This is a genomic window from Streptomyces sp. NPDC090077 (assembly GCF_044747545.1).
In the GTDB taxonomy this organism is placed as follows: Bacteria; Actinomycetota; Actinomycetes; order Streptomycetales; family Streptomycetaceae; genus Streptomyces.
In genome coordinates, this window is record NZ_JBIVEG010000005.1 from 50,975 (window position 1) to 76,127 (window position 25,153).

19 protein-coding genes are annotated in these 25,153 nt (G+C 73.6%); 11 read left to right on the forward strand and 8 right to left on the reverse strand.

Going from position 1 to position 25,153, the window contains the following annotated elements; all coding sequences use genetic code 11:
* The first annotated feature begins 13 nt into the window (after positions 1-13).
* The gene (locus tag ACIPW5_RS10765) at positions 14-976 is read left to right on the forward strand and encodes a DUF6891 domain-containing protein (protein WP_401243256.1); all 963 of its coding nucleotides are present in this window, start codon (positions 14-16) and stop codon (positions 974-976) included.
* Between the two features lie 366 nt (positions 977-1,342).
* Positions 1,343-1,954: a winged helix-turn-helix domain-containing protein gene (locus ACIPW5_RS10770; RefSeq protein ID WP_401243258.1), complete on the forward strand. Its 612-nt coding sequence runs from the start codon at positions 1,343-1,345 to the stop codon at positions 1,952-1,954.
* 66 nt (positions 1,955-2,020) lie between these two features.
* Here ACIPW5_RS10770 and ACIPW5_RS10775 read toward each other — a convergent pair whose 3' ends face one another.
* Both ACIPW5_RS10775 and ACIPW5_RS10780 read right to left on the reverse strand, forming a co-directional pair.
* Positions 2,021-3,484 carry a PepSY-associated TM helix domain-containing protein gene (locus ACIPW5_RS10775; protein WP_401243259.1) on the reverse strand — a complete coding sequence of 488 codons (1,464 nt, stop codon included), beginning with the start codon at positions 3,482-3,484 and terminating at the stop codon, positions 2,021-2,023.
* 70 nt (positions 3,485-3,554) lie between these two features.
* On the reverse strand, positions 3,555-4,472 hold the full coding sequence (locus ACIPW5_RS10780; RefSeq protein WP_401243260.1) for a hypothetical protein: 918 nt from the start codon (positions 4,470-4,472) through the stop codon (positions 3,555-3,557).
* Between the two features lie 92 nt (positions 4,473-4,564).
* Between ACIPW5_RS10780 and ACIPW5_RS10785 the strand changes: the two genes are divergently transcribed.
* From ACIPW5_RS10785 to ACIPW5_RS10820, 8 genes are all read left to right on the forward strand, one after another.
* Positions 4,565-5,149 (forward strand): rhomboid-like protein, encoded by a 585-nt coding sequence (locus tag ACIPW5_RS10785; RefSeq protein WP_401243262.1) that lies wholly within the window; start codon positions 4,565-4,567, stop codon positions 5,147-5,149.
* Positions 5,150-5,243: 94 nt separating this feature from the next.
* Positions 5,244-6,038, forward strand: a complete 795-nt coding sequence (locus tag ACIPW5_RS10790; protein ID WP_401243264.1) for a tyrosine-protein phosphatase — start codon at positions 5,244-5,246, stop codon at positions 6,036-6,038.
* Positions 6,039-6,167: 129 nt separating this feature from the next.
* Positions 6,168-8,090: a hypothetical protein gene (locus ACIPW5_RS10795; RefSeq protein ID WP_401243265.1), complete on the forward strand. Its 1,923-nt coding sequence runs from the start codon at positions 6,168-6,170 to the stop codon at positions 8,088-8,090.
* Positions 8,091-8,287: 197 nt separating this feature from the next.
* Entirely contained in the window at positions 8,288-9,184 is an 897-nt protein-coding gene (locus tag ACIPW5_RS10800; RefSeq protein WP_401243268.1) for a metal-dependent hydrolase, read from the forward strand.
* On the forward strand, positions 9,181-10,224 hold the full coding sequence (locus tag ACIPW5_RS10805) for a PDR/VanB family oxidoreductase (RefSeq protein WP_401243271.1): 1,044 nt from the start codon (positions 9,181-9,183) through the stop codon (positions 10,222-10,224). The genes ACIPW5_RS10800 and ACIPW5_RS10805 overlap by 4 nt, the downstream gene beginning before the upstream one ends.
* Positions 10,225-10,277: 53 nt before the next feature.
* Entirely contained in the window at positions 10,278-10,985 is a 708-nt protein-coding gene (locus ACIPW5_RS10810; RefSeq protein ID WP_007263765.1) for a TetR/AcrR family transcriptional regulator, read from the forward strand.
* Between the two features lie 29 nt (positions 10,986-11,014).
* On the forward strand, positions 11,015-11,539 hold the full coding sequence (locus ACIPW5_RS10815; protein ID WP_401243274.1) for a GNAT family N-acetyltransferase: 525 nt from the start codon (positions 11,015-11,017) through the stop codon (positions 11,537-11,539).
* A gap of 167 nt (positions 11,540-11,706) precedes the next feature.
* Positions 11,707-12,285, forward strand: a complete 579-nt coding sequence (locus tag ACIPW5_RS10820; RefSeq protein WP_401243275.1) for a polysaccharide deacetylase — start codon at positions 11,707-11,709, stop codon at positions 12,283-12,285.
* Positions 12,286-12,360: 75 nt separating this feature from the next.
* On the opposite strand, the gene pulA is transcribed toward ACIPW5_RS10820, so the two are convergent.
* The 3 genes from pulA to ACIPW5_RS10835 form a co-directional block, all read right to left on the reverse strand.
* Entirely contained in the window at positions 12,361-17,763 is a 5,403-nt protein-coding gene (pulA, locus tag ACIPW5_RS10825) for a pullulanase-type alpha-1,6-glucosidase (RefSeq protein ID WP_401243278.1), read from the reverse strand.
* Positions 17,764-17,800: 37 nt separating this feature from the next.
* Positions 17,801-19,546 (reverse strand): carbohydrate-binding module family 20 domain-containing protein, encoded by a 1,746-nt coding sequence (locus ACIPW5_RS10830; RefSeq protein ID WP_401243281.1) that lies wholly within the window; start codon positions 19,544-19,546, stop codon positions 17,801-17,803.
* A 712-nt stretch (positions 19,547-20,258) separates the two neighbouring features.
* Positions 20,259-21,044, reverse strand: coding sequence for an alpha/beta fold hydrolase (locus tag ACIPW5_RS10835; protein ID WP_401243283.1), 786 nt, complete (start codon positions 21,042-21,044; stop codon positions 20,259-20,261).
* 168 nt (positions 21,045-21,212) lie between these two features.
* Between ACIPW5_RS10835 and ACIPW5_RS10840 the strand changes: the two genes are divergently transcribed.
* Complete coding sequence (locus tag ACIPW5_RS10840; protein ID WP_401243286.1) at positions 21,213-21,467, forward strand: hypothetical protein; 255 nt, start codon at positions 21,213-21,215, stop codon at positions 21,465-21,467.
* A gap of 57 nt (positions 21,468-21,524) precedes the next feature.
* On the opposite strand, the gene ACIPW5_RS10845 is transcribed toward ACIPW5_RS10840, so the two are convergent.
* The 3 genes from ACIPW5_RS10845 to ACIPW5_RS10855 form a co-directional block, all read right to left on the reverse strand.
* On the reverse strand, positions 21,525-21,776 hold the full coding sequence (locus ACIPW5_RS10845; RefSeq protein WP_401243288.1) for a hypothetical protein: 252 nt from the start codon (positions 21,774-21,776) through the stop codon (positions 21,525-21,527).
* Between the two features lie 741 nt (positions 21,777-22,517).
* Complete coding sequence (locus ACIPW5_RS10850; RefSeq protein WP_401243291.1) at positions 22,518-23,531, reverse strand: LacI family DNA-binding transcriptional regulator; 1,014 nt, start codon at positions 23,529-23,531, stop codon at positions 22,518-22,520.
* On the reverse strand, positions 23,519-25,108 hold the full coding sequence (locus ACIPW5_RS10855; protein WP_401243293.1) for a glycoside hydrolase family 13 protein: 1,590 nt from the start codon (positions 25,106-25,108) through the stop codon (positions 23,519-23,521). The genes ACIPW5_RS10850 and ACIPW5_RS10855 overlap by 13 nt, the downstream gene beginning before the upstream one ends.
* Between the last annotated feature and the right edge of the window lie 45 nt (positions 25,109-25,153).

Genomic DNA, 25,153 nt, shown 5'->3' on the forward strand with positions numbered 1-25,153 from the left:
TCACGGTGTCCCCATGAGCACCGAGCACGCCGCGTACGCCGGCGACACCGACCCCACGATCGGCCCCGTCAGGGTCCACACCGAAGCCGGCCTCCACCACGACCTCTCCGGCCCCGGCAGCCGCGAGCCGTTGTCCGCCCTCGTGGCGGGCATCGGCGGGGACGGCGACCGGTTCCTCGTCGTGAACCGGGTCCCGGACGACCCGGACGTCTACGTACAGGTCTGGCACGAGGCCGGTGGCGACTACCAGTTGGAGCACCGGTCGGGCGCGCCCGACCGGCACTTCCAGGCGTTCGTGGGCACGGCGCAGGAGGTCGTGGAGGTGATGCTCCGCTGGGCGGCCCGGGAGGAGGGCTGGGACCGCGGACCCGCCTGGGAGCGGCTGGACTTTCCGGTCGAGGAGGTGGTTCCGCTCGCGCCGGAGGTGGAGGAGGAGCTGGGCGAAGCCGTGCGGGGGTGGCTGCGCTGCGGGTACGGAGACCGGGCGGTGCTGACGGAGGACGCCGAGGAGTACCTGGTGTCCGGCGACGAGAGGCCGGTGTCCCGGGCGCAGGCGGCGCAGCTGGTGGACCGGCTGTGGCGGGAGCGGGTCGCGGAGCAGGCCGGCTGGACGGGTGAGACCGACCCGGAGCGGCTGGCGCGGGCGTTCGGGGCGCTCGACGCGAGCGGGATCACCGCGCGGGAGAACTTCACCTGCTGCCGCACCTGCGGTCTCGGGGAGATCCACGCCGAGGCCGAGGAGGGCGCGCGCGGGTTCGTCTTCTTCCACTCGCAGTGCACGGAGGGAGCGGCCGACGGCGGGGACCTCTGGCTCCTCTACGGGGGCTTCGAGCCCGACGAGGAGCTGACGGCCTCGGTGGGGCGGGAGGTGGTCGCGGCGCTGGACGGCGAGGGCCTGTCGTGGGCGTGGGACGGATCGGCCCACGATGCGATACGCGTGACGGGACTGGACTGGCGGAAGCGACTTTCCGGCTGACGGTATGTCGGGATTGTGACGGCCTGACGAAGACTTGACGACGGAATATGAGATTCCGATCCAGCAGGTGAGACGCAACCTGCCCCGGGCCCCTTGTTTCTGCTTCAATGGCGCCCATGGCCAGCCATTCGTACTTCCCGACAGGTCGCAGCGACCTGGAGCCGTTCTGGCCGTCCCGTCAGGATCACGACTTCGACCGGGTGTGTCGCCTCGCCGAGAACGCGCCGGCCCTCTAAAGCCTCCGGGACCCTCTCACCAGACCCGCCCCGGGGCCTTCGGTCTGCGCGGTACGCAACGACTACGTGCACTCGCACATGCACACGTACGTCTTCTGCCGATCACTCCGCGTGAAAGAGCTGACCACTCATGACGAACACCCGTTCCTTCGCTTCTGCCGCCTCCGCTGCGACCTCCGCTCCCCTGCCCTTCCCGCCCAGTCCCCGCCACCGGCTGCGCGCCGTGGACCGGGACGAGGTGGCCCGGGTGGTGGACCTGCTCCCGCCGGGCGCCACCTGGCTGCCCGCGCCCCAGCACGCCGTTCCCACCCTGCCGGGCCAGCCGCCGATGGTCGGCTACCTGGTCCTCGTACCGGCCGACCAGCAGCAGATCGCCTTCGCGCCGCAGTCCGTCCCCGTGCCCGTCGCCGGACCGGTCCCGCACGCCCAGCCTGGGTCCGAGCCGTCGACGACCACTGGAGACGCGCTCGTGCGGATCGACTCCGCGCAGCGCACGGCGGAGGTGGACGGCGAGCTGCTGGACCTGACCTACCTGGAGTTCGAGCTGCTCGCCCACCTGGTGGCGCACCCGCACCGGGTGCACAGCCGGGACCAGCTGGTGACCACGGTGTGGGGCTACGGGCACGTCGGTGACGGTCGGACCGTCGACGTCCACATCGCCCGGCTGCGCCGCAAGCTGGGGACGGCGCACCGCGGGGCGATCCAGACCGTCCGCCGGGTGGGCTACAAGTACACGCCCTGACGTCCGGCATGACGGTGGGCCCGTACGCGTCGCACGCGTACGGGCCCACCGGCGTTCAGGCCCGCGTCACGCGGCGGCGTTCGCCCCGCGACGGCGTGCGGCGAAGCCGACGGCCAGGTCGATCAGGAGGAAGGCCACCAGGCTGATGCCGAGCAGCGGGACGAACCAGCCCACGACCGCCGTCGCGCAGGCGAACGGCAGCAGCACGGTCACCGGCAGCCTGCGCCAGGCGCCCCGCGGCTGGGGACGGCCGACCGAGCGGCGGTTCTCCTTGGTGGGGCGGCGCATCCACCACATCCGGTAGCCCCACACGACGAGGAACATCACCGCGACGGCGAGGGCGGCCAGCGCGAGCTGGTTGGCGATGCCGAAGGTCAGGCCCATGTGCAGGTCGATGCCGAAGCGGGTCAGCTGGGCCGGCAGCGGGTAGTCCGCGAAGCGCAGGGTGTCCATGACCCGGCCGTCGGCGGGGTCGACCGCGACGGAGTCCAGGTGCACCGGCAGGGTCTTGTCGTTCTCCTTGACGACGTAGCCCTTGCCCTTGGCGGGCAGGGTGACGCGCAGGGACTCGGTGACCCCGGCGGCGCGGGCGGCCTCCACCGCGCGGTCGATGCCGATGTCGGCGACGGGGGCCGGCGGGGGCATCTCCATGCCCTCGGTCATGACGTGTCCGGCGTGCTCGTCGCCGCCGTCGGCGCCCGCGCCCGGGTTCAGCTTGGCGGCGACGGAGGGGGTGGCTCCGCCGAGCCGGTCCTGGAGCTGTCCGATGTTCTCGCCGGCGTAGTTCGACCAGGTCAGGCCGGTCACGGAGAGACCGACGAGGCCGACGGTGGCCCACAGGCCGACGGTGCCGTGCCAGGAGAGGGTCTTGCGGCGGCCGGTGGCCTTGCGGTCGGGCAGGACCAGGTCGGCCTTGCGGGCGCGGCGGCGGCCGATCCACAGGGCGAGGCCGCCGAGGGCGACCACCCAGAGCCAGCTGGCGGCGAGTTCGCTGTAGTTGCGGCCGAACTCCCCGAGCTGGAGGCTCGCGTGGAACTCGCTGAGCCAGGCCCGCAGCGGCAGGGCGTCACCGGAGGTGGTCAGCTGCCCGCGCACGTCGGCGGTGTAGGGGTCGACGAAGACGGTGAGGGTCTCGCCCTCCCCGAGCCCCGGCTTCTCCATGATCACCCGGGTGGTGGCGTCCGCCTCGGGCGCGGGCCACACGGCCAGCACCTTGCCGTCGGGGGCGGCGCCCTGGGCGGCCTTCGTCTGGGCGCTGAGCGGCAGGGCGGCCTCGCCGACGGCGTCGACGGTCAGTTCGTGGGAGTAGAGGATGCGCTCGGCCTGCCAGGAGCCGGCGTAGAGCAGTCCGGTGGCGGCGGCGAGGAAGAGGAACGGGGCTATCAGCAGTCCCGCGTAGAAGTGCATGCGCAGGAGCAGCGGGCGCAGGGCGGCCCAGCCTCCCGCGCCGGTGCGGCGGGCGGGCCCGGCCGGGGCTTCGGTCACCTCGGCGTCCCGCGCGGGGCCGCCTTGGAGTTCGTCAAGGGACATGTCGGTCCTGGGGTTCGGCGGAACAGGGGGATGGGCCCCGTGTTCCGCGCGTCGCCCAGGGGCGCGCCGGTCAGGCGCGCGCGGGGTGCGGAACGGGTGTCGCCGGTGCCGCTGCGGCCGGTGCGTGCGCGCGCGAAGGGGCGCACCGGCGGCCCGCGGCGGCGCGGTGTGCGTGCGCGGCGGGGGCCGTCGGCCGGGCGGGGCTCTGGCGACACGGCTTCGGGGCCGTGTGGCGGGTGTCGCGCCACCCTGGCGGGCCGCGGCGGACGGCGGTGTGGGCGTGGACGGCTCCGCGCAGCCGGCGCGGGGGTTCGTACGCGGGGCGGTGCGCGGGCGGGGCCTGTTCGGGGGCCCGCCGGGTCCGCAGCAGTGCGAGGACGCGGGCGAGCGGCCGGGCGGCGAGCAGTGCGGTGGCGCCGAGGGCTCCGGCGAGCCGGAACACGGCGGCCTCGCCCCAGGCGAGCCAGGCGGCGCAGAAGACCCCGGCGAGGACGTGCGCGGCGATCATCCCGAGCCCGCCGTGCCCCGCCATGGCGGCCATGTCGGCCATGCCGCCCGCCGTGTCGCCCAGGCCCGCGACGTCCCCCGTGCCGGCCATGCCGGCCATGCCGTCCGTGGTCGCGCCGGTGCCCATCCGCATGCCGGGCACGTGGTGATGTCCGGGCATCGGCTCGGGCAGGTCGGCCGGAGCCGGCGCGTGGGCGGCGTGGCCGTGCCCGTGTCCGGAGGACTGGCCGGCGGAGAAGGCGAGGTGGAGGACCCCTTGGACGGCGAGCAGCGCGGCGGTGATCCCGGCCGGTCCGCAGCGCCGTCCGGCGGCGGCCCAGGCGAGGGCGCCGGTCGCGGCAAAGGCGGCCAGCAGGCTGCCGAGGGGGACATTCATCCCGGACATGTACGAATGCCCCACCGCACCCAATGCCACGCACACGGCCGCGAACATCGCGGCCCGCGTACCGCGCAGCGGAGCGCGGGGTGGGGTTTCAGTCATGTTCCGGTCATCGTCTCACGGGGCCCGCTGCCGCCCGCAAGAGGGCCGTATCCGATCATGGTCCGGTGAATCCATCGCCATGGTCATGGTCATTGCCGCTGGGAGCGGCCTACGCGGGCGGCGTCCAGCTCGGCGCCCACGCCCTCGAACGGCTCGACCCGGCCGAGCGGGAACGGGTGCTGCGCGCCTGCTCGACGAACGTCGACAACCTCGATTCCGGCCACTGGGAGACGCTGCTGAGCAGCGCCTTCGTGGTCGAGGAACCCATGCCGCTGCCGTACGCCCTGCTGCTGGTCGCCGTACTGGGCTACGCGGAGTACGCGTACGGGGCGTGGTGGACGGCCGCCGTCTTCCTCTTCGGGCACGCCACGGCGACCCTGCTCGTCTACGGCGCCCTGCGCCGCGGCGCCGACCGGCAGACCCGCCGGGCCCTGGACGTCGGCACGAGCTACGGGTTCAACGCCGTCCTCGGCGCCCTGACCTCGGCGCTGCCGCGCGGGACGGTCCGCAACGCGGCCCGCGCGGGGCTGCTGGCCCTCGCCGCGCAGCCGGTGCTGCGGCGCGGGCGGACCTTCACCGACGCCGGCCACCTCGTGGCGCTGGGCGTGGGGATAGGGCTGTCGGTCGCCATCGATTGTCTTTCCGGATCAAACCGTCGGAAAATCGCACATACCTAGCATCACGCACGAGCACCGCCGGGCACACCACCCACATCCACACCACGCCCGGACACGTCCTGCACGAACGAGCCTCACCGCTGGAGCCGCCACGATGACCGCCACCCCCTCCACCACCGTCGCCAACCTCCGCGACCTCGGTGGCACCCCGCTCACCGGCGGCCGCACCGTCCGCCCCGGCCTCGTGCTGCGCGCGGGCGCCCTCGACCGGCTCGACCCCGACGCCGACCCGGTGGTGGCGGCACTGGGCCTGCGGACCGTCATCGACCTGCGCAGCGACGCCGAGCGGGCCGACCACCCCGACCGGATACCCGACGGGGTCCGGCTGCTGGTGCGCGACGTGCTGGCCGACAAGATGAGCGACCACCGCATGCCGGCCGCCGCCCAGCTCAAGGACCTGCTCGGCGACCCGGCGGTGGCCGAGGAGCACCTGGGCGGCGGCAAGGCCCAGGCCCTGTTCGGCTCCGTGTACCGCTCCTTCGTCAGCACCGCGTCCGCGCACGCCGCGTACCGCACGCTGCTCACCGAGGCCGCCGACCCCGACGCGGGCCCGCTGCTCTTCCACTGCACCGCCGGCAAGGACCGTACGGGCTGGGGCGCGACGGTGGTCCTCTCGCTGCTCGGCGCCGACGACGACACCCTGATGGCGGAATACCTGTCGGTGAACCCGGCGGTCAAGCAGGCCTTCGCCCCGATGATCGAGGGCTTCACCGCCGCGGGCGGGGACCCGGACATCGCGCTGGCCCTGATCGGGGTGTTCCCCTCCTACCTGGAGGCGGGCCTGGACGAGGTCCGCGTCCGCTACGGCTCGATGGAGAAGTACGTGCACGAGGGCCTCGGCGTCTCCGAGGAGACGGTGGCGGCGCTGCGCGCGAAGCTCGTCGCCTGAGCGGCACGCCCGACGGGCCGTACCGGGCGGAACCCGGCAACCCGCCGCGGACACCCTGAAACACGGAATTCGCCCGAACGGGTGCACGAAGGCGGGTGACCATCCGACGATTCGCTCGTTCTGCTGAACGTGACTGCGCCGGATACCGCCACCCGCCCCCTGCCCCCCGACGTCGAGCAGGCCGAGGCCGCCATCGTCGAGCACTACCCGCGGCTGGTGCGGCTGGCCTACCTGGTGCTGCCGCCCTCCCTCGGCCGCAACCGGCGGGTGCTCACCGCCCACTCGCTGACCCAGCGCGCGCTGCCGCGCGGGCGGCGGGGCGGCGGAGCCGCGGAGGTGCAGGGCGGGGTCCCGGCCCAGCGCGGCGGACTGGGCGGGCCCGAGTCCGGATACGCGTACGTCCGGCTGCGCGTGCTGCGCTCCGCCCTGGAGGCGGGGATCCCGCTGACCTTCAAGGCGCTCCCGCTGCGCGGGCAGCTGCCCGCGCTGCTGCCGCAGGTCTGGGGGCTGCGGCTGTTCCCGCGCGCGGGCGGGGCCGAGGAGCTGGCGCTGGACCAGTGGCTGGCCACCCTGAACGGCCCGGGCCGCGCGGCCTGCGTCCTGCGGGCGCTGGAGGGGCTGGACGGGCCGGAGGTGCTCCGGGTGCTCGCGGAGGCCGGGGTCGCCGACCCGGAGGCGGCGGTCGCGGAGTCCGGGGACCCGGCGCACGACGGCCTGTTCGCCTCCCCCGAGTTCGACCCGTGCGTGCTCCAGGCCCGGCCCACCGACCTGCTGCGGCGGCGCCGGCTCGCACGGGCCGCCCTGGCCGCGGCGGCCGCGCTCGCGGTGTGCGGGACGCTGCTGGCGCTGCCGGGCGGGGGCTGGGGCTCGGACGGGCCCGCCGCTCCGCTGTACGCGCGCAACGCGGCGTCCGAGCAGGCCCTGGACCCGGGGCAGCTGCTGAGGGTGGCGCCCGCGGTGTGGCGCACCTCCTCCCGTACCGACTACTCCGCCTGGCCCGCGCGCGGCGACCGCGTCCAGGACGCGGAGCTGCTGCGCCGGGCGCTCGCGGTCTGGGCCCGGCCCGGCAAGGAGGTGGTGGTCTCGGCGACCCCGGGCAGCCCCTCGGGGCCGCCGATGGGCCCCCCGCAGCTGCTGTTCGCGGGCACCGTCGACCAGGCCGTGGTGGTCCTGCTGTACGACGGGCTGCGCGTGGTCCGGTACGCGGAGCCGCGCAACGGAACCGCGGGCGCCGCCCTCGACTTCGCCCGGACCGACGGGGCCACCGCCGACACGGCGACGGCGCTCGTGCTCAGCCGGGTCGACGGCAACGTCCGCTACCTGACGGCCCCCTGGGTGACCGGGGCCGCCCTGCGCGACCTGCTCAAGCCCGGCGACCAGCCGGCCGCGCTGAAGCTCACCCCGGACGGGGTCACCCCGCCGGTGCTGGGCCCCGCACCGAACGGCGACTGCACCGGCTGGAGCGCGCTGTCGCTGACCGGCGAGGGCGCCACCCGGCTGGTGACCGACCTGGGCGAACTGACCCCGGCCCGGCTGACCTCGGGCGCGCCGGGCGCGGCGCGGGACGTGACGGAGGCGGCGGAGCTCGGCGAGTGGTCCAGGACGGCGTGCCTGCTGCCGTCGGTGCGCTCGCACGGGGTGCGCTCCGTCAACGCCTGGACGTACGCGAAGCAGCCGCTGCCCGAGGGCGACGGGACGGCCACCTGGCTGTGCAGCCGGGCCGAGACCTGGCGGGGCACCGCGGACCGGGTCCAGGCCCAGTTCCTGGCCCCGGGCGCGCCGCTGGCGGCCCAGGCGGCCAAGGCCGAGGGCTCGCCGGCGTGCGGGCCGCGGGAGCCGCGGGTGCTGGCCGGGGTGCTGTGGAAGTCCCGCGCGGGGCAGTGGTACGTACTGGCGGCGGGCAGTGCGCAGTTCGCCTCGCTGTCGGCGTCGGGCGCGGGGGTGAGCGGGAGCGCGAACGGCAACCGGCTGGCGCTGAAGGCGCCGGAGGGGGCCCAGGTGGACCTGTCGGGGAAGCTGACGGACGGCAGCAGGGCCGGGGTGCTCCGCTAGGTTGGCCGGGTGGGGGTGCGGGTGCGTCGTGCGCCGGCTGCGGGTCCGCCGTGGCTGATCGCGCAGTTCCCGGCGCCCCTGGGGTGGTACCTGTCGTGCGTCGGGTGCGGCGCGTCCGTGGCTGATCGCGCAGTTCCCGGCGGATTCGGCGGCGCCGGGGGGTTTTCCTGGCGGGTACCCGTCAGTACATTGACGCCATGTCTAATAGGCCGCCCGCCCCCGCCCCCGTGGCGTCGGAACACATAGACCTCGAACCCCGCAACGTGTCCTTCTCCTGGGAGGACACCCCGCTGCACTGGCTGCCCGGCGAGCCCTTCGCCGGGCACACCATCAACGTGCTGCACCTGCTGCTGCCCGCCGGTGAGCGCTGGTTCGTGCACGTCTACAAGCAGGCGCTCCCGCACATCACCGACGAGCGGCTGCGGGCGGACGTCATCGGCTTCATCGGGCAGGAGGCCATGCACGCCGCCGCGCACGACGACGTGCTCCCCCACCTCAAGCGCCTCGGCCTGGACCCCACCCCGTACACCGCCCAGGTCGACTGGATGTTCGAGAAGCTCCTCGGCGACCGGACCCTCCCCCCGGGCCGGGCCCGCCGCTGGTGGCTCCTGGAGCGGGTCGCGATGATCGCCGCGATCGAGCACTACACCGCCTTCCTCGGCGACTGGGTGCTCAACGCGAAGGAACTGGACCGGCGCGGCGCCGACCCCATGATGCTGGACCTGCTGCGCTGGCACGGCGCGGAGGAGGTCGAGCACCGGTCGGTCGCCTTCGACCTCTTCATGCACCTGGACGGCAACTACCGCCGCCGCGTGCGGACCTGGGCCAGCGCCTTCGCCGCCCTGCTCTTCCTCTGGCAGCGCGGCGCCCGCTTCTTCGTCGAGAACGACCCCCAGCGGCCCGGCGCCAAGGCCTCCTACGGCCAGTTCCTGCGGGCCGGCCGCAAGGGCGTGCTGCCCTCGGCCGGGGCGATGGCACGGTCCATCCCGACCTACCTCTCCCGCACCTACCACCCCTCCCAGGAGGGCTCGACGGCCCAGGCCCAGGCCTACCTGGCCTCCTCGCCCGGCGCCAACGGCGGGGTGCGGCCGTGAGGCGCGCCCTGGCCGTCACGGCGGTGGCGGGGGCCGCCGTCCTGACCCGGCGCGCGCTGCTCCGGCGGATCGGCCGCTCCCCCCTCTGGCCGCTGCCCGCCCTTGCGGAACCGGTTTCCGGGTACTCGCCGCGCCGGACCCTGCACGCCGTCGTCACCTCCCGCACCGAACCGGCCGAGGGAGTACTGCGCCTGGTCCTGGAGTCCGGCGAACTGCCGTCCTGGACCCCGGGCGCGCACGTGGACCTGACCCTGCCCTCGGGCCTGGTGCGCCAGTACTCGCTGTGCGGGGACCCGGCCGACGCCGGGCGCTGGACCATCGCCGTCCGGCTCGTCGAGGACGGCCGCGGCGGCTCCCGCGAGGCGCACGAACAGCTGGTGGAAGGCACGGAGGTGCGGGTGCGCCCGCCCCGCAACCGGTTCGAACTGGAGCCCGCCGCCTCGTACGCCTTCGTCGCCGGCGGCATCGGCATCACCCCGATCCTGCCGATGCTCCGCGCGGCGACCTCGGCCGGCGCCGACTGGACCCTGCTCTACGGGGGCCGCTCCCGCGCCTCGATGCCGTTCCTGCCCGAACTCGCCGCCCACGGGGACCGGGTGACGGTCACCGCCGAGGACGAGGCGGGCCTGCCCGACCTGACCGCCCTCTCCGGGATCCGGCCGGGCACCCTGGTCTACTGCTGCGGCCCCGAACCCCTGATGCGGGCCGTCACCGAGGCCGTCCCGGACCCGGACCAGGTCCGGCTGGAGCGCTTCGCCGCGGCCGCCCCCGCCGCGGCGAAGCCCTTCACCGTCGAACTCGCCCGCACCGGCGGCACCGTCGAGGTCGCCGCGGACGAGTCCACGCTGACGGCGGTGCGCCGGGTCCTGCCCGACACCCCGTACTCCTGCGGCCAGGGCTTCTGCGGAACCTGCCGGCACCGCGTGCTCTCCGGCCGGGCCGACCACCGCGACGAGCTCCTCACCGACGGGGAGCGCGCCGACTCGATGCTGCTCTGCGTCTCCCGCGCCGCCTCGGACCGGCTCGTACTGGACCTCTAGCAGCGGGCCTTCACCCGTACGGCCCACCCCCGCCCGGGGCGTAGGGTGTCGGCATGACAACCGGGGTGCGGCGCAGGATGGGTGTCGAGGAGCGGCGGCAGCAGCTGATCGGGGTGGCCCTGGAGCTGTTCAGCAACCGCTCCCCCGACGACGTGTCGATCGACGAGATCGCGGCGGCCGCAGGCATATCCCGCCCGCTCGTCTACCACTACTTCCCGGGCAAGCTCAGCCTGTACGAGGCCGCGCTGCGGCGGGCCGCCGACGAGCTGGCGGCGCGGTTCGTCGAGCCGCAGGAGGGCCCGCTCGGGCCCCGGCTGCTGCGGGTGATGGGCCGGTACTTCGCCTTCGTCGACGAACACGGCCCCGGCTTCTCGGCGTTGCTGCGCGGTGGTCCGGCGGCGGGCAGCAGCCGGGCCAACGCGATGATCGACGAGGTCCGGCAGGCCGCGTACGAGCAGATCCTCGTGCACATCGGCGTGCAGGACCCGCCGGCCCGGCTGGAGCTCGTCGTGCGGTCCTGGGTGTCGCTGGCCGAGTCCACGGCCCTGCTGTGGCTGGACGGGCGGCGGATCCCCCGGGCCGAGCTGGAACTCCAGCTGGTCCACGACTTCGCGGCGCTGGCCGCGGTCAGCGCCGCGTACGACGCGGAGATGGCGGGGATCCTCGTACGCATCCTGGCGGACGAGCCGGCCGACGGGCCCTTCGGGGAACTGGTGGGGCGGCTGGCGGTGCTCGTCCCGGGGACCGGGCAGGGAGACTGAGCGGTCGCTCGGCTGGCGATAATGCCCGCGTGATCATTGACGACGGGATGCTGTTCCGGGCGGCCGCGGAGAAGGACGCCGGCACGCTGGTGAAGCTGTACGACCAGGCCGCCCGCTGGATGCTCGGCCGGGGCATCGACCAGTGGAAGCCGGGCGACAAGGACGCCGCGCACTTCCTCGCGCGGATGCGCGACGGAGAGGTCTGGCTCGCCGAGGACGCCGACGGGCGGCTCGTGGGCGCGTACGAGCTCTGGTGGTCCGACGAGGAGGCCTGGGGCGTGCAGCCGCCGGTGGCGGGCTACGTGCACCGGCTGATGGTGGAGCGGAAGGCCGCACCGCCCGGGGCGGGCATGCGGATCCTGGAGCACGCCGAGTACCGGATCGCCCGCACGGGACGGGAACGGGCCCGGCTGGACTGCGTGTCGACCAACCCGAAGCTGCTCGCGTACTACCGCAGTGCGGGCTACCGGATCGTCGGCGAGTTCCCCTCGAAGACGGGCAAGGACGGCCGGACGTACGGGGTGATCCTGCTGGAGCGGCGCCTCGACGTCTGAGGCACGGCCGGCGTCCGCCCCGCAAGGGCCCCGGGCGCGCCATGCCGGGTCGGCTCTCGGCCGTGCGCACGGCAAGCGGTTGCCGCCCGCTCCGGCGCGCCGGTACTGATGGTCGCGACCAGTCGGGACCAATCGGTACCAAGAGGGGAAACGTCATGGGGAAGTCCATGAGCAGGGCCGCGGGCGCCGTCTTAGGCATGGCGCTGGCGGGCGTCCTGGGGGCCACCGGCGTGGCCGGGGCCCAGGAGCGGCCGGCGCCGGAACGGGGCGGGGCCGTGGCCGAGGCACCCGCGTCGGTGGTGGCCGACGTGGAAGCGGCGGCCGCGCGGCAGCACGCGCTGGCTCCGGCGGCGCGCGTGGTCTGTTACGCCGCGCACGTGCAGGACATCGGCTGGCAGTCGGCGGTGTGCGACGGCGCCGTGGCCGGGACCACCGGGCAGAGCCGCCGGATGGAGGCCGTCACCATCGCGACCAGCGGGACCGGCGGGGTCTGCGCCAACGCCCACCTCGCCGACATCGGCTGGCAGGGCTGGCGGTGCGCCGCCGACGGGAAGGCCGTGACGGCCGGCACCACCGGCCAGTCGCGGCGGATGGAGGCCCTGGGCGTGCAGGTCGGCTCGGGCAACGTCGCGGCGCAGGCGCACGTGGCGGACTACGGCTGGCTGAACGCGGCCGGCGGCAACCCGGTGTACGTGGGGACCACGGGCCAGTCCCGGCGGATGGAAGCCCTGCGCGTCTGGGTGTGACGTCCTGACCCGGAGAACGCGGAGCGGCGGTGCCGGAGTTCCCTCCGGCACCGCCGCTTCACCGTCGGGCGGCCGTCAGCCGCGCTTGAACACCGCGACCGTGCGGGCCGGGGCGGTGAACTCCCCCGTCGCCGCGTCGTACGCCGAGCGCTTCACCGCCGGGTCCGCGCCCGCCGCCTGCACGGGGTGCAGGGCGTAGCCGGTGCCGGCCAGGGCGGGGACGCGCTGGCGCTGGTCGGCGGGGGTGGCGTTGAAGACCACCACCAGGTCGCCGAGGGCCATGGTGAGGACGCCCGGGGTCTCTTCGGGCCCGGACAGCGGGAAGGACAGCCGCTGCTGCACGGCTTCGGCGGTGGTGAGGGCGAAGGCGCCTTCCGTCGTACGGATCCGCAGCAGGTCGCGGTAGGCGGCGGAGGCCCCGGTGATCTCCGCGCAGCCGGGTGCCGGGCCGGTCAGCAGGGGCTTCGCGTAGGGCCACTTGGCGCGGTTGTCGGCCGCGGGCGGCAGGCCCCGGCCGAAGCCGTTGCCCTGGCGGCAGTCCCAGTGCAGGGCGTTGAACCAGTCGCCGCTGTCGTAGGAGTTGCGGTCCAGCGACTTCGAGCGGAGCAGGTCGGTGCCCGCCTGGGAGAGGGCCGGGCCCTGCGAGAGCGCGGCGGTGGCCATGGCGAGGACCTGCATGCGGGCCCGGTCGGCGGTGGCGGTGCCGGCGGGCAGCTTGTAGGCCAGGGCGTCGTACAGGGACTCGTTGTCGTGGGCGTCGGCGTAGGCGAGGGCGTCGCCGGGGGCGGCCGCGTAGCCGGCCGGGGAGCCGTTGTAGTCCACCCCGGCGCCGGTGGTGCGGCGGCCGGCGGAGTCGGTGAAGGCGTACCCGGCGAGGTTGCCGGAGAGGCCGACCTTCAGGAGGTCCTGGGCGTGCAGCAGGCGGGCCCGCTGTTCGGCCGGGGTGCCGTTGGCCGGGGCGCCGTTGGGGTCGGTGAACAGGCCCGAGGCGAAGCCCTGGACGCGGGGGTCCTCGTCGAAGGGGCCGCCACCGCGGACGGCGTCGCGGGCCCGGTCGGAGAAGGTGGCGATGCCGGTGCCGGCCATGTTCTTCTGCGTGGCCTGGACGAAGCGGGCGTCGTCGGCGACCTCGCCGAAGTTCCAGCCCTCCCCGTAGAGGACGATCCTCTTCCCGTCGACCCCGTCCTTGGCGGGGGTCAGCTCGTCGAGGGCCTTGCGGACGGCCAGGACGTTGGCCTTCGGGTGGTGGCCCATCAGGTCGAAGCGGAACCCGTCGACCTTGTACTGCTTCGCCCAGGTGACCAGGGAGTCGACGACGAGGCGGCCCATCATGGCGTTCTCGGGCGCGGTGTTGGAGCAGCAGGTGGAGGTGGCGACGGAGCCGTCGGCGAGGAGGCGCTGGTAGTAGCCGGGGACGATCCGGTCGAGGACCGACCGGTCCGACTGCCCGGCGGCGACGGTGTGGTTGTAGACGACGTCCATCACGGTGCGCAGGCCGGCGCCGTTCAGCGACTGGACCATCCTGCGGAACTCGACCGTGCGGGCGGTGCCGTTCGGGTCGCTCGCGTACGAGCCCTCGGGGACGGTGTAGTGCAGCGGGTCGTAGCCCCAGTTGAAGCCGTCCTTCGCGGCGGCCGCGGTCGTGCAGGCCTGCTGCTCCTCGGAGTCGGGGGCGTGGACCTTGAGGTCGCAGGCGGGTTCGGTGCGGTCCTTCGGGTCCTCCGGGACGGTCCCGAAGTCGAAGGCCGGGAGGAGGTGGACGTACGAGGTGCCGGCGGCGGCCAGCTCCTTCAGGTGGCGCATGCCGGCGGAGCCGGTGTCGGTGAAGGCCAGGTACTGGCCGGGGTGCCGGGAGGTGGCGTCGGCGATGGAGAAGTCGCGGACGTGCAGCTCCTGGATCTGGGCGCTGGTGAAGGGGACGGGTGCGGGCTTGCGCAGTTCCTTCCAGCCGGGCGGGGCGAGCTTGGGGTCGGCCAGGTCGACGGCGAGGCTGTGGGTGGAGTCGGTGGTCAGGGCGGTGGAGTAGGGGTCGGTGACCAGGTTGCGGACGATCTGCCGGGTGCTGGGGGCCCAGACGGTGACGGCGTAGCGGTAGGGCTTGCCGGTCCAGGAGCGTTCGCCGCGCAGCGACCAGACGCCGGTGGTGTCGTCGCGGCGCATGGGGTGGGTGCGGCCGTCGATTTCGAGGTCGACGCGCTGGGCGGTGGGGGCCCAGACGGAGAGGGTGGGGCGGCCGTCCTTGAAGACGGGGCCGAGCGGGGCGTCGTTGGCGTACAGGTCGTCGAGGACGCCGGCGAGCTGGACGCCGGTGGCGGCGAGGACGGCGCCGTTCGCGGCGCGGGCGCTCGCGACGAGCTGGCCGCGCAGGGCCTCGCGCACCCGGTCGCGGTCGCGGGGGTCGACGGTGTACGCGGTGTACGCCGCGAGGTGCGGGAACTTCTGCTGCTGGGCGGGGGTGAGGGTGGTGCGGTTCAGGCGCAGCCAGGGGGCGCCGGCCTCGTCCAGGACTCCGTTCGCGGCGGTGATCCGGCCTTCGCGGGAGGCGAGGAGCTGGAGGGAGGCGGCGGTCTGCGGGGCGTTCCAGGCGAGGGTGTCGCGGTCGATCCAGACGGCCTCGGCCTTGGTGAGGTCGAGGGCGGCGGCGGAGCCGGCGGGCTGCGGGAGGAGGTACTTCTCGCGGCCGCCGAGCATCCACACCTCGTGGCCGTCGGCCTTGAGGTCGAGGGACTGGTCGGTGGGGAGGTCCTTCTGGTCGCCCTTGTGGAGGATGTAGCTCAGGCTGGTGGCGCCGGGGGCGAGGGGGACCTCGTAGACGGCGCCGTAGGCGTCGGTGCGGACGGGCATGAGGGGCTTGGACCAGTCGGTGGGGTTGGCGGCGCCGGTCCACACGTGCAGGCCCCAGCCGTCGGCACCGTCGGGGCGCTGGTAGTGCAGGACGGCCTTGGTCCGGTCCTGCGGCGGGTAGGGGGGCCGGTCGGTGCGGGCGGGTTCCTTGCCCTGTTCGAGCCAGATCTCGCCGGTCTTCGTCACGTCGAGGGTGCGGTCGGCGGCGACGTCCTTGTTTCCGTCCTTGTCGATGACGAGGTAGCCGAGGGTGGAGGCGCCGGGCTTGAGGCGGACGTACGCGAAGGCGCCGTAGGCGTCGCGGCCGGTGAAGGGGTGTCCCTCGGGCCAGGGCGTGGCCTCTCCGTCGGCGAGGTCGCCCCAGGCGTACAGGCGCCAGTTCGCGTAGTCGCCGTCGGGGCGGTTGTAGTGGACGACGGCGTAGTCGCGCTGGACGGCGGTGGGGGGTGTGGGCGGCGGGGTCCGCCCGGTGGTGGACGCGGCGAGGGCGGACGCGGTGCGGCCGGTGGAGTCGACGGCGACGGCCTTGTAGCGCAGGGGGGTGCCGGCGGGGGTGGCCGGGTCGATGAACTGGGTGACCTTGTAGGGGGCGTGGTCGGCGGAGCCGAGGACCTGCCACTTTCCGGTGCCGGTCTGCGCGGCGAAGACGACCCGGGTGAGGGCGCCGGGTCCGGCGCCGGGGGCGGGGTCGGCGGACAGCTCGACGGTGCCGGTGGCGCCGGGGGCGGGGGCCTTGAGGGTCAGCGCGGGCTTGGCCGCGGGGGCGGGCAGCGGGGCGGTGGCGCGCAGGACGACGGTGCCGAGGGCGGGCAGGTTCACGGTGAGCCTGCCGGCCGGGGAGGCGGTGACGGGGGCGGGGGCCGCGTAGGGGGTGCCTCCGGGGCCGGTGGCCCCGTACAGGGGGAGGTAGGAGGCGCCGGGCGGGGCGTCGACCTCGACGGTGCGGGGGGTGCCGCTGTTGTTGGCGGCGACCAGGTACTCGGTACGGGTCTTGGGGTCGGTGCGGGCGAAGGCGTACGCGGAGCCGTCGGCGAGGCGCTCGCTCTGGATGCCGTCGCGCAGGGCCGGGTGGGCCTTGGTCAGCTTCGAGAGAGCACTGATCTGCAAGTAGAGCGGGTGCTCCGGATCGTAGGCGTCGCTCGCGTGCGTGCGCACCGTTCCGAGCTGGTCGTCGTCCAGGTAGTCGGCGACCCGCGTCGCGAACAGGGGCGCACGGGCGTCCTTGTCACCACCGGAGCCGGTGAAGCCCTGCTCGTCGCCGGAGTAGACCACCGGGTTGCCCCGGGAGAGGAACATCAGCTCGTTGGCCAGCCGGTACCGGTCGAGCAGCTCCCGCTCCCCCGCCCCGGGCCGGTCCTGCTTCAGGAAGGAGGCGAAGCGGCCCATGTCGTGGTTGCCGAGGAAGGTCACCTGCTCGTAGGCGTTGGCCCGGTCGGAGCCGTACCTGTAGTCGTCACCGAACACGGCACCCAGCCGGCCGGCGGGCGCGCCCTGGGAGGCGTACGCGCGGACGGCGTACTGGAACGGGAAGTCGAGGGTGGCGTCGAGACGTCCGCGGGTGACGTACGGCGAGGTGACGGCGGTGTCGGCCGAGTACACCTCGCCGAACATGAAGAAGTCCGGGCGGCCGCGCCGAGCGGCGTACTGGTCGAGGGCGGTGGCCCACTGGGTCCAGAAGCCCGTGTTGACGTGCTTGACGGTGTCGATGCGGAAGCCGTCGATGTCGTAGTCCTCGACCCACTTCTCGTAGATCTTCTCCATGCCGCGGACGACCTCGGGACGCTCGGTCCACAGGTCGTCCAGCCCGGAGAAGTCGCCCTGCTCGGAGGACTCCCCGGCGAAGGTGGAGTCGCCCCGGTTGTGGTACATCGCCGGGTCGTTGAGCCAGGCCGGGACCTTCAGGTCCTTCTTCCCCTCCGGCACGAACGGGGTGCGGGGGAAGGAGCGGGCCGGGTCGACGGCCGGGAACTTCTTCTTCCCGTCGGCGCGGCCGTCGCCGTACTCGGAGTCGTCGAAGGGGACCCCGTCCTTCGTCAGGTAGGGGAAGGCCCCCTTCGACAGGTAGGCGTGCGAGCCCTCGCGGTAGTCGACCACGTCGGCGGTGTGGTTGGTGATGACGTCGAAGAAGACCTTCATCCCCTTGCGGTGCGCCTTGTCGATGAGCCGCTCCAGGTCGGCGTTGGTGCCGAAGTGCGGGTCGACCTGGGTGAAGTCGGTGATCCAGTAGCCGTGGTAGCCGGCCGAGGCATCGGCGCCCCGGCCCTGCACGGGCTGGTTCTTGAAGATCGGCGCCAGCCAGATGGCGGTCGTGCCGAGCCCCTTGATGTAGTCGAGCCGGTCGGTGAGCCCCTTGAGGTCCCCGCCCTGGTAGAAGCCCTTGTCCGTCGGGTCCAGGCCGGTCTCCAGGCGGCCGCCGGTCAGCCCGCCCCGGTCGTTGCGCGGGTCGCCGTTGGCGAACCGGTCCGGGAGCACGAAGTAGAACTGCTCGCGGGTCAGGTCGTGCCGGGCGGGCTCGGCTGCCAGTTTCGCGTCCGACGGCGGCGCCGGGGCCTGCGCGGCGGCGGCCGCGGGGAGGGCGGGCAGGAGCGTCAGGGCCAGGGCGGCGGCGAGCGCTCCCGCGGCGGGGCGTATCAAGGGGTCTCTCCTCGGGGTCGGGCGGAGCGGTCGGGAGTCAGTTGCGCCAGGTGTCGGTCAGCGTGACCTTGCCGTTGGCGGGGACGGTGGCGTTGCGGTTGGCCCCGCTCTCCCACGTGACGTTCCCGGAGGCGTCCTTGCGGACGTACTTGTAGGCGAAGGAGGTCCCGGCCGGGAGGGCGAGGTCGAGCTTCCACACGGGGTAGGCGGCCGGGTCGAGCTTGAGGGCGGCGGTGGTGTTCCAGCCGCCGAGCTCGGGACGGTCCCCGGTGACGTAGACGTCCTGGCCGGGGACGGTGGTCGCGTTGACGGCGAAGGAAGCCCCGGCGGCGGCGGTCGTCCCGCAGGTGCGGGCGCCGGCGTGCAGGGCGAGGGCGGTCTGCGGCTGGAGCGTGGCGGTGAACCGGCCGCCGGAGTCCACGGTCACGGCACGCCCGCCGCCGCTGCCGCCGCCGCTCTGCACGTCGCAGTAGGTGCCGGCGGGGAGGGAGGTCTGGAAGGTCCGGGTCAGCGCGGTCGCCTCGTGGTTGATCGCCACGTACGCCTTGGTCCCGCGCCCGAAGGCGATCCGGTCACCGCCGTCGTCCCACCAGTCGGTGACGCCCTGGCCGCGGGCGGTGTTCCGCCAGGCCACCATGGAGGCGATCTCCGGCCAGGCGTGCTGGCACTTCCACCCATCGGAGTAGCAGGCGTTCACGGTCCCGCCGTTCGGCGGGCCGGCGTCCTTGTCGGTCCACTCGTACCCGGAGTGCACGTCGGGCGAGCCGTAGGGCCAGGCCAGCATGAACACGCTGGCGAGGGTGTAGTCGGAGCCGTTCTTGTAGCTGAGGGTCTCGCCGTTGCGCTCGGTGTCGTGGTTGTCGACGAACACCCCGGACTTGGCGGAGGCCATGTAGCCCCAGGCTTCCCCGAAGTTCTTCAGGTAGGCGAGGTTCTCGTTCTGGAAGACCCGCTTCAGGTCCCGGGCGTAGCGGAACTCCTGCACGTCGCCGGAGGGGAGGTACTCGGCCGGGTCCACCGCCTCCCCGGCGCCGTATATCGCCTCCTGCTTCCAGTACACGGAGGGGTTGCTCAGCCGGGACTTGATGTTCGCGAGGTCGGCGGCGGGCATGTGCTTGGCGGCGTCGATCCGGAACCCGTCGACGCCGAGGGAGAGCAGGTCGTTGAGGTAGCCGGCGATCCGGCCGCGGACGTACTCCTCGCCGGTGTCGAGGTCGGCGAGCTTGACGAGTTCGCAGTTCTGGACGTTCGCCTTGTCCCGGTAGTTCGCGATCTCGGCCCGGCAGTCGTCCATGTCGGCGCCGGAGTAGAGGCCGGGGTAGGAGTACTTGGTGTACGAAGACCCGCCGGTTCCGGTGAGCGTGGCACCGGGGTCGGCGGGGCCGGCCATGTGGTTGACGACGGAGTCGGCGACGACCTTCACCCCGGCGGCGTGGCAGGTGTCGACCATGACCTTGAAGGCCGCCCGGTCTCCCAGCCGCCCGGCGATCTTGTAGCTGACGGGCTGGTACGAGGTCCACCACTGGGACCCCTGCACGTGCTCCTGCGGGGGCGACACCTGCACGTACCCGTACCCGGCGGGCCCGAGGCTGCCGGTGCACGCCTTGGCCACGTCGGCGAACCGCCACTCGAACAGCACGGCGGTGACGTCCCTCTCCCCGGGCGGAGCCGCCGAGGCCGGGGACGCCTGGGACGCCTGCCCGGTGAGGGCGGCGGCAGCCAGCGCCGCCGTGGCCAGCGCGGCTCTGCCGGCGCGCGCGGATACGGATCTGGTTCGAGCCATGCGGGGGTCCTCCTGGCGGGAAGGCGTGGGGGGTTGCACGCGACCGTAGGGCGCGGCCAGGAGTGTTGCAAGAGCTTGCGCAAGAGATTGCAGAATTGTTTCCGCGGGTCAGTCGCATGGGGAGACGGAGCCACGGGGGCGGCGTCCAACTAGACCGCATCAGGGAGGGTTTGGGAGTTTCCCGCCAGTCCATCGTCCTTCCGTGTCGCGCCGGCCCGTCAAGGGCGCTCCCTGCGGTCGCGTCGCTGCGCGATGTCGCTTCGCTCCACCCTTGACAGACCGACCCGCCCCGGAAAGCCGAAAGACTGCCGGGAAACCCCCAAAAGAACGGTCACGGGGCAGGAGAGGGAGGGGCGAGCCCGTCAGTGACGAGACGAGGCGCCGGGGGCCGGCCCGCCGGGCATCCGAGCCCTCTGCAGTCGCTGTCCCGGACCGGGGGCGCGACCACCCGCAACAGATCGCTACGCGCTCCTCCCGTCTCAGCGTCCGACGACCGCCCGGGGCTGATACCCGCACCAAAAGTCGACCAGAGCAGGCCAGGGACCCGACAGGCGCGACAGATCGCTACGCGCTCCCCTTTCCTCGGCGACTGACGGCCGCTGGACGGCCCCGGCCTCCGGCCAGCGGGTCCCATGGGTGTTCGGCGGTGCAGCCCAGGAACCGGCCACCATGGCTCAGAGGTCGAAGTACCCGAGGATCGGGGAGACGGTCGTCATCGGGCGAGGAACGGGGCCAGCTGCGCCACGAGTTCGGCGGGGGCGTCGAGGGCGATGAGGTGGGCGGCGGTGGGGAACTCGACGAGGGTCGCGCCGGGGATCTCGGCGGCGTAGCGCTGGGCGATGTCCTGGAAGTCGGCGACGTCCAGCTTGCCGACCCCGACGAGCGTGGGAACGGAGACGGTGGCGAGTTCGCGCCTCTCCACACCCTCCGCGTGCTCGTCACGGGCCGCCATGTTGATCAGCGACGTCCGCATCGGCTCGCGGACCCGGTCGGCCAGACCGACGGCCACGTCCACCCATTCCCGCGCGGGCCCTCGCAGCCACATGTCCAGGTTGATCTGCGTGGCGGTGTCCGCATCGCCCGCGGCCAGGGCGGCCGTCTCCGCACCGTCGTACGCGTGCATCTCCGCGGACCAGGCGTACCCGGGCCAGGGCGCGGAGAACAGCGCCAGGGAGTGCACCCGTTCCGGGTGGGCGAGGGTGAAGTCCAGGGCCACACGGCCGCCCCAGGAGGCGCCGACGAGCCGGACCCGGTCGTGGCCCAGGTGGTCCAGGAGCCGCAACAGGTCGTCGGTGTCGCGGTACGGGGCGGTCGGCGGGGCGGACTCGCCGAAGCCGCGCAGGTCGTAGCGCACGACCGTGTACCGCTCGGCCAGGGCGGAGACGACGTCGTCCCACATCCGGTGGTCGGCGACGCCGGCGTGCACGAGCACGACGGGCGGGCCGTCGCCGGAAACGGCGTACGCGAGATGGCCGAACTCATCGGTAAGTGTGATCATCCGGCGATGCTTGCACGTTCCACCCAACCGGCGGAAGCGCGGAGCGGGGAAACGATACAGCTGCGGGCATTGGAGTGAACGGCCGTTCCCGGCGGTACCCGTGGACGGTTGGACCGGCCGACGCGCGGATCGAACCGGCGCGTCCCTCCATTCATCCTTAGGGGAGTCATGCGCATTCGTTCCGCTGTCACCGCGTCCGTCCTGGCCGCCGGCATCCTGCTCGGTGGCGCCGGTGCCGCCCTGGCCAACGACGGAGTCGAGATCGACTACTTCGACGCCGGTCGCAAGGCCCACTCGTCGAACTGCTCCTCCTTCGCCGCGGTGCCGCACAACCTCCCGTCCTTCGCCGGCCCGGTCTACTCCTCCTCCTGCCTCAAGGAAGGCGAGAAGGAGTGGGCGAACGGCTCCCACCTGGGCGCCTGACCCGGATCGTCCCGCGGGGGCGGCCCGACGGCAACGTCGGGCCGCCCCTGCGGCGTTCTAGCGCAGCGTGAGCTGCCCGCCCCGCTCCCGAGGCGTCCAGCCGTGACGCTCCAACGCCCGCCGGATGACGTCGGCGACGAGCCTCGGCGTGATCACCGTCCCGTGTTCGACCCACGTCACCATCCGCTGCCCGCCCTCCTCCCCCTGGACCACGATCCCCAACCCGGGCTCGTCATCGGGCGCGACCACCCACCGGTACCTCTCGCCGTCCACGACGATGGTCCGCGTCCCCTTCTTCGCAATGCCCATGCCGCGCAGGCTCTCACAGCATCTGCAGGCGCCTCCCGGGAGGCATCCGTGACGATCGGCATCGTCGTACTGACCATGGGCGACCGCCTCGTCCGCCCCCCCGGCCATCTGAACGACCCAAGACGGCCGCCGGACGCCGAGATCAGAGGAGCGCGTAGCGATCTGTCGCGCCTGTCGGATCCCTGGCCTGCTCTGATCGACTTTTGGTGCAGGTAGCAGCCCAGGGCGGTCGCCGGACGCTGAGAGATGAGGAGCGCGTAGCGATCTGTCGCGCTTGGGTGCTCCGTAGCGTGCTCTGATCGACTTTTGGTGCAGGTAGTCGCGCCCCTGGCCCCGGACCGGGGCTGGACGGGCCCGGATGCCCGGCCGGCCATGGCCCGGCCCCTCGCCCATCGCCCATCGCTGACGGACCCGTCCCTGTTCCTCTGGACCGTGCCGTTTCTTTGGGGGTTTCCCGGCAGTCTTTCGGCTTTCCGGGGCGGGTCGGCCTGTCAAGGGTGGCCGAAGGCCATCGCGAAGCGACGCGACCGAAGGGAGCGCCCTTGACAGGCCGGCACGAACCGGAAGGACGATGGGACTGACGGGAAGCCCCCAACCAGCTCTGAGACCGTCCGAGGGTGTACCGGCCCCCGGCCCCCGCCCCGCACCCAGGGAGGCGGGTGGGCAGGCGCCGACCGACCGGCGGGGGTCGAGGGGGAGATAGCGGGCCCGAGCCGCGAGCCGCGAACACCCCCCGCCCCCCTACCCCCGCACCATCCCCGTAGACCCCCGTACCACCAGCTCCGGCTGGAAGACGTACTCCGTGCGCTGGACCGGGGTGCCCGCCACCGCTTCCAGCAGTGCGCCCACCGCTGCCGTGGCCATGGCGCGGACCGGCTGGCGGACCGTCGTGAGCGGGGGGTCGGTGAAGGCGATGAGCGGGGAGTCGTCGAAGCCGACCACGGAGACGTCCTCCGGGACGCGCAGCCCCCGCTCCCGCGCGGCGCGGATGACTCCGAGCGCCATCATGTCGCTGGCGCAGACCACGCCCGTGCAGCCCCGCTCCAGCAGGGCGCCGCCCGCCGCGTGGCCGCCCTCGACGGTGAACAGGGTGCGCTGGACCAGCCCTTCCTCCGCCGCCCCCGGCCGCGCGGCCAGGAACCCCTGCTCCTTGCGCGCCGAGGGGACGTACCGCGTCGGGCCGATGGCGAGCCCGATGCGCCGGTGTCCCAGTTCCTCGAGGTGCCGAACGGCCATCTCGGCCGCCGCCCGGTCGTCGGGGGACACGAACGGGGCGCTGATGGCCTCGTTGAAACCGTTGATCAGCACGAACGGCAGCCCGCGCGCGGACAGCCGCTGGTAGCGGGCGGGGTCGGCCGACGCGTCGGCGTGCAGGCCGGACAGGAAGACGATCCCGGTGACCCCCCGCTCCTCCAGCTGTTCGACCAGTTCGTCTTCCGTCGCCCCGCCCGGGGTCTGGGTGCACAGCACCGGCGTGTAGCCCTGCCCGGCCAGCGCCTGCTCGATGACCTGCGCGAACGCGGGAAAGATGGGGTTGGTCAGTTCCGGGATCAGCAGCCCGACCAAACCATTGCTGCGCCGCTTCAGCCGTACCGGCCGTTCGTAGCCGAGCAGGTCCATGGCGGCCAGCACCCGGTGCCGGGTGCCGGCCGCCACGCCCGCCTTGCCGTTGAGCACGCGGCTGACGGTCGCCTCGCTGACCTGTGCCTGCGAGGCGATGTCCGTCAGCCGCAACGGGGAACTCACCCCTGCCACCACACCGCCGTGTCGGCGGGCAGCACGCCGGGCTCGTCAACGGGACCGCTCGCCAGCAGCACGGACCCCGCCCCCGGTATCCGCACCGCGGCCCCCGTCGTGTTGGCCGCGCACACGAATCCGCCGCGGCGGAACATCAGGACGCCCTCCGGGGCCTCCAGCCACTGCACCGCGTCCCCGGCACCCAGGTCGGGGTGGTCGCGGCGGATCCGCAGGGCGGTGCGGTAGAGCTCCAGCGTGGAGTCCTCGTCCCCGGTCTGCGCCTCGACGCTCAGGCCTGCCCACTCGGCCGGCTGGGGCAGCCAGCTGCCGCCGGTCCCGAAGCCGTACGGGGCCGCGTCGCCCGACCACGGGAGCGGGACGCGGCATCCGTCCCGCAGTCCGTCCTGCCCGTTCTCCTTGAAGAAGGAGGGGTCCTGGCGCACCTCGTCCGGGAGGTCGGTGACCTCCGGCAGGCCGAGCTCCTCGCCCTGGTAGACGTACGCGGACCCGGGCAGGGCCAGCATGAGCAGCGCGGCCGCGCGCGCCCGCGCCAGGCTGCCGAAGCGGGTCCGGTGGCGGACCACGTCGTGGTTGGACAGCACCCAGGTGGTCGGGGCACCCACGGGCCGCATGGCGTCCAGCGACTCGTCGATGCTGGCGCGCAGCGCGGCCGCGTCCCAGCCGGTCGTCAGGTAGTGGAAGTTGAAGGCCTGGTGCAGTTCGTCGGGGCGTACGTAGAGGGCGGTGCGGGCGACGTTGGGGGCCCAGGCCTCGGCGACGCCGATCCGGTCGCCGGCGTACTCGTCGAGCACGGTGCGCCAGGAGCGGTAGATCTCGTGGACGCCGTCCTGGTCGAAGAAGGGCAGGACCTGGTTGCCGAGGAGCTTGAGCTGCTCGTCGCGCCCCAGGTCGGGCAGTCCGGCGGCCTTGACCAGCCCGTGGGCGACGTCGATGCGGAAGCCGTCGACGCCCAGGTCGAGCCAGAACCGGAGCACGGAGCGGAACTCGTCCTGCACCGCTGGGTGTTCCCAGTTGAAGTCGGGCTGCTCGGGCGCGAACAGGTGGAGGTACCACTCGCCGTCCTCGACGCGGGTCCACGCCGGGCCGCCGAAGATGGACTCCCAGTCGTTGGGCGGCTGTTCGCCCGCCTCGCCCTTCCCCGGCCGGAAGTGGAAGCGTTCGCGCAGCGGGGTCCCCGGTCCCTCCCGGAGCGCCTGCTTGAACCATTCGTGCTGGTCGGAGCAGTGGTTGGGGACGAGGTCGACGATGATCCGCAGGCCCAGCCCGTGGGCTTCACGGATCACGGCGTCGGCGTCGTGCAGGGTGCCGAACATGGGGTCGATGGCCCGGTAGTCGGCGACGTCGTAGCCGGCGTCGGCCTGCGGGGAGGCGTAGAAGGGGCTGAGCCACACGGCGTCGACACCGAGGTCGCGCAGGTAGGGCAGCCGGCGGCGGATGCCTTCGAGGTCCCCCATTCCGTCCCCGTCGGAGTCGGCGAAGCTGCGCGGGTAGACCTGGTAGATCACCGCGTCTCTCCACCAGCCGGGCTGGGTCCCGGTCGGGGTGGGGAGCGCGTCGGCGAGGTGCTGGGTCATGGTGTCCTTGGAAGATCGGGCCGGTACCGGAAAACAGGGGGCGAA

Excerpts from the sequence above, each read along its gene's own strand:
- ACIPW5_RS10810 (WP_007263765.1), top strand. The coding sequence starts at position 10,278 with ATGACAACCGGGGTGCGGCGCAGGATGGGTGTCGAGGAGCGGCGGCAG.
- ACIPW5_RS10840 (WP_401243286.1), top strand. The coding sequence starts at position 21,213 with ATGCGCATTCGTTCCGCTGTCACCGCGTCCGTCCTGGCCGCCGGCATC.
- ACIPW5_RS10780 (WP_401243260.1), bottom strand. The coding sequence starts at position 4,472 with ATGACTGAAACCCCACCCCGCGCTCCGCTGCGCGGTACGCGGGCCGCG.
- ACIPW5_RS10855 (WP_401243293.1), bottom strand. The coding sequence starts at position 25,108 with ATGACCCAGCACCTCGCCGACGCGCTCCCCACCCCGACCGGGACCCAG.
- ACIPW5_RS10775 (WP_401243259.1), bottom strand. The coding sequence starts at position 3,484 with ATGTCCCTTGACGAACTCCAAGGCGGCCCCGCGCGGGACGCCGAGGTG.
- ACIPW5_RS10835 (WP_401243283.1), bottom strand. The coding sequence starts at position 21,044 with ATGATCACACTTACCGATGAGTTCGGCCATCTCGCGTACGCCGTTTCC.
- ACIPW5_RS10790 (WP_401243264.1), top strand. The coding sequence starts at position 5,244 with ATGACCGCCACCCCCTCCACCACCGTCGCCAACCTCCGCGACCTCGGT.
- ACIPW5_RS10770 (WP_401243258.1), top strand. The coding sequence starts at position 1,343 with ATGACGAACACCCGTTCCTTCGCTTCTGCCGCCTCCGCTGCGACCTCC.
- ACIPW5_RS10765 (WP_401243256.1), top strand. The coding sequence starts at position 14 with ATGAGCACCGAGCACGCCGCGTACGCCGGCGACACCGACCCCACGATC.
- ACIPW5_RS10820 (WP_401243275.1), top strand. The coding sequence starts at position 11,707 with ATGAGCAGGGCCGCGGGCGCCGTCTTAGGCATGGCGCTGGCGGGCGTC.
- ACIPW5_RS10830 (WP_401243281.1), bottom strand. The coding sequence starts at position 19,546 with ATGGCTCGAACCAGATCCGTATCCGCGCGCGCCGGCAGAGCCGCGCTG.
- ACIPW5_RS10800 (WP_401243268.1), top strand. The coding sequence starts at position 8,288 with ATGTCTAATAGGCCGCCCGCCCCCGCCCCCGTGGCGTCGGAACACATA.
- ACIPW5_RS10845 (WP_401243288.1), bottom strand. The coding sequence starts at position 21,776 with ATGGGCATTGCGAAGAAGGGGACGCGGACCATCGTCGTGGACGGCGAG.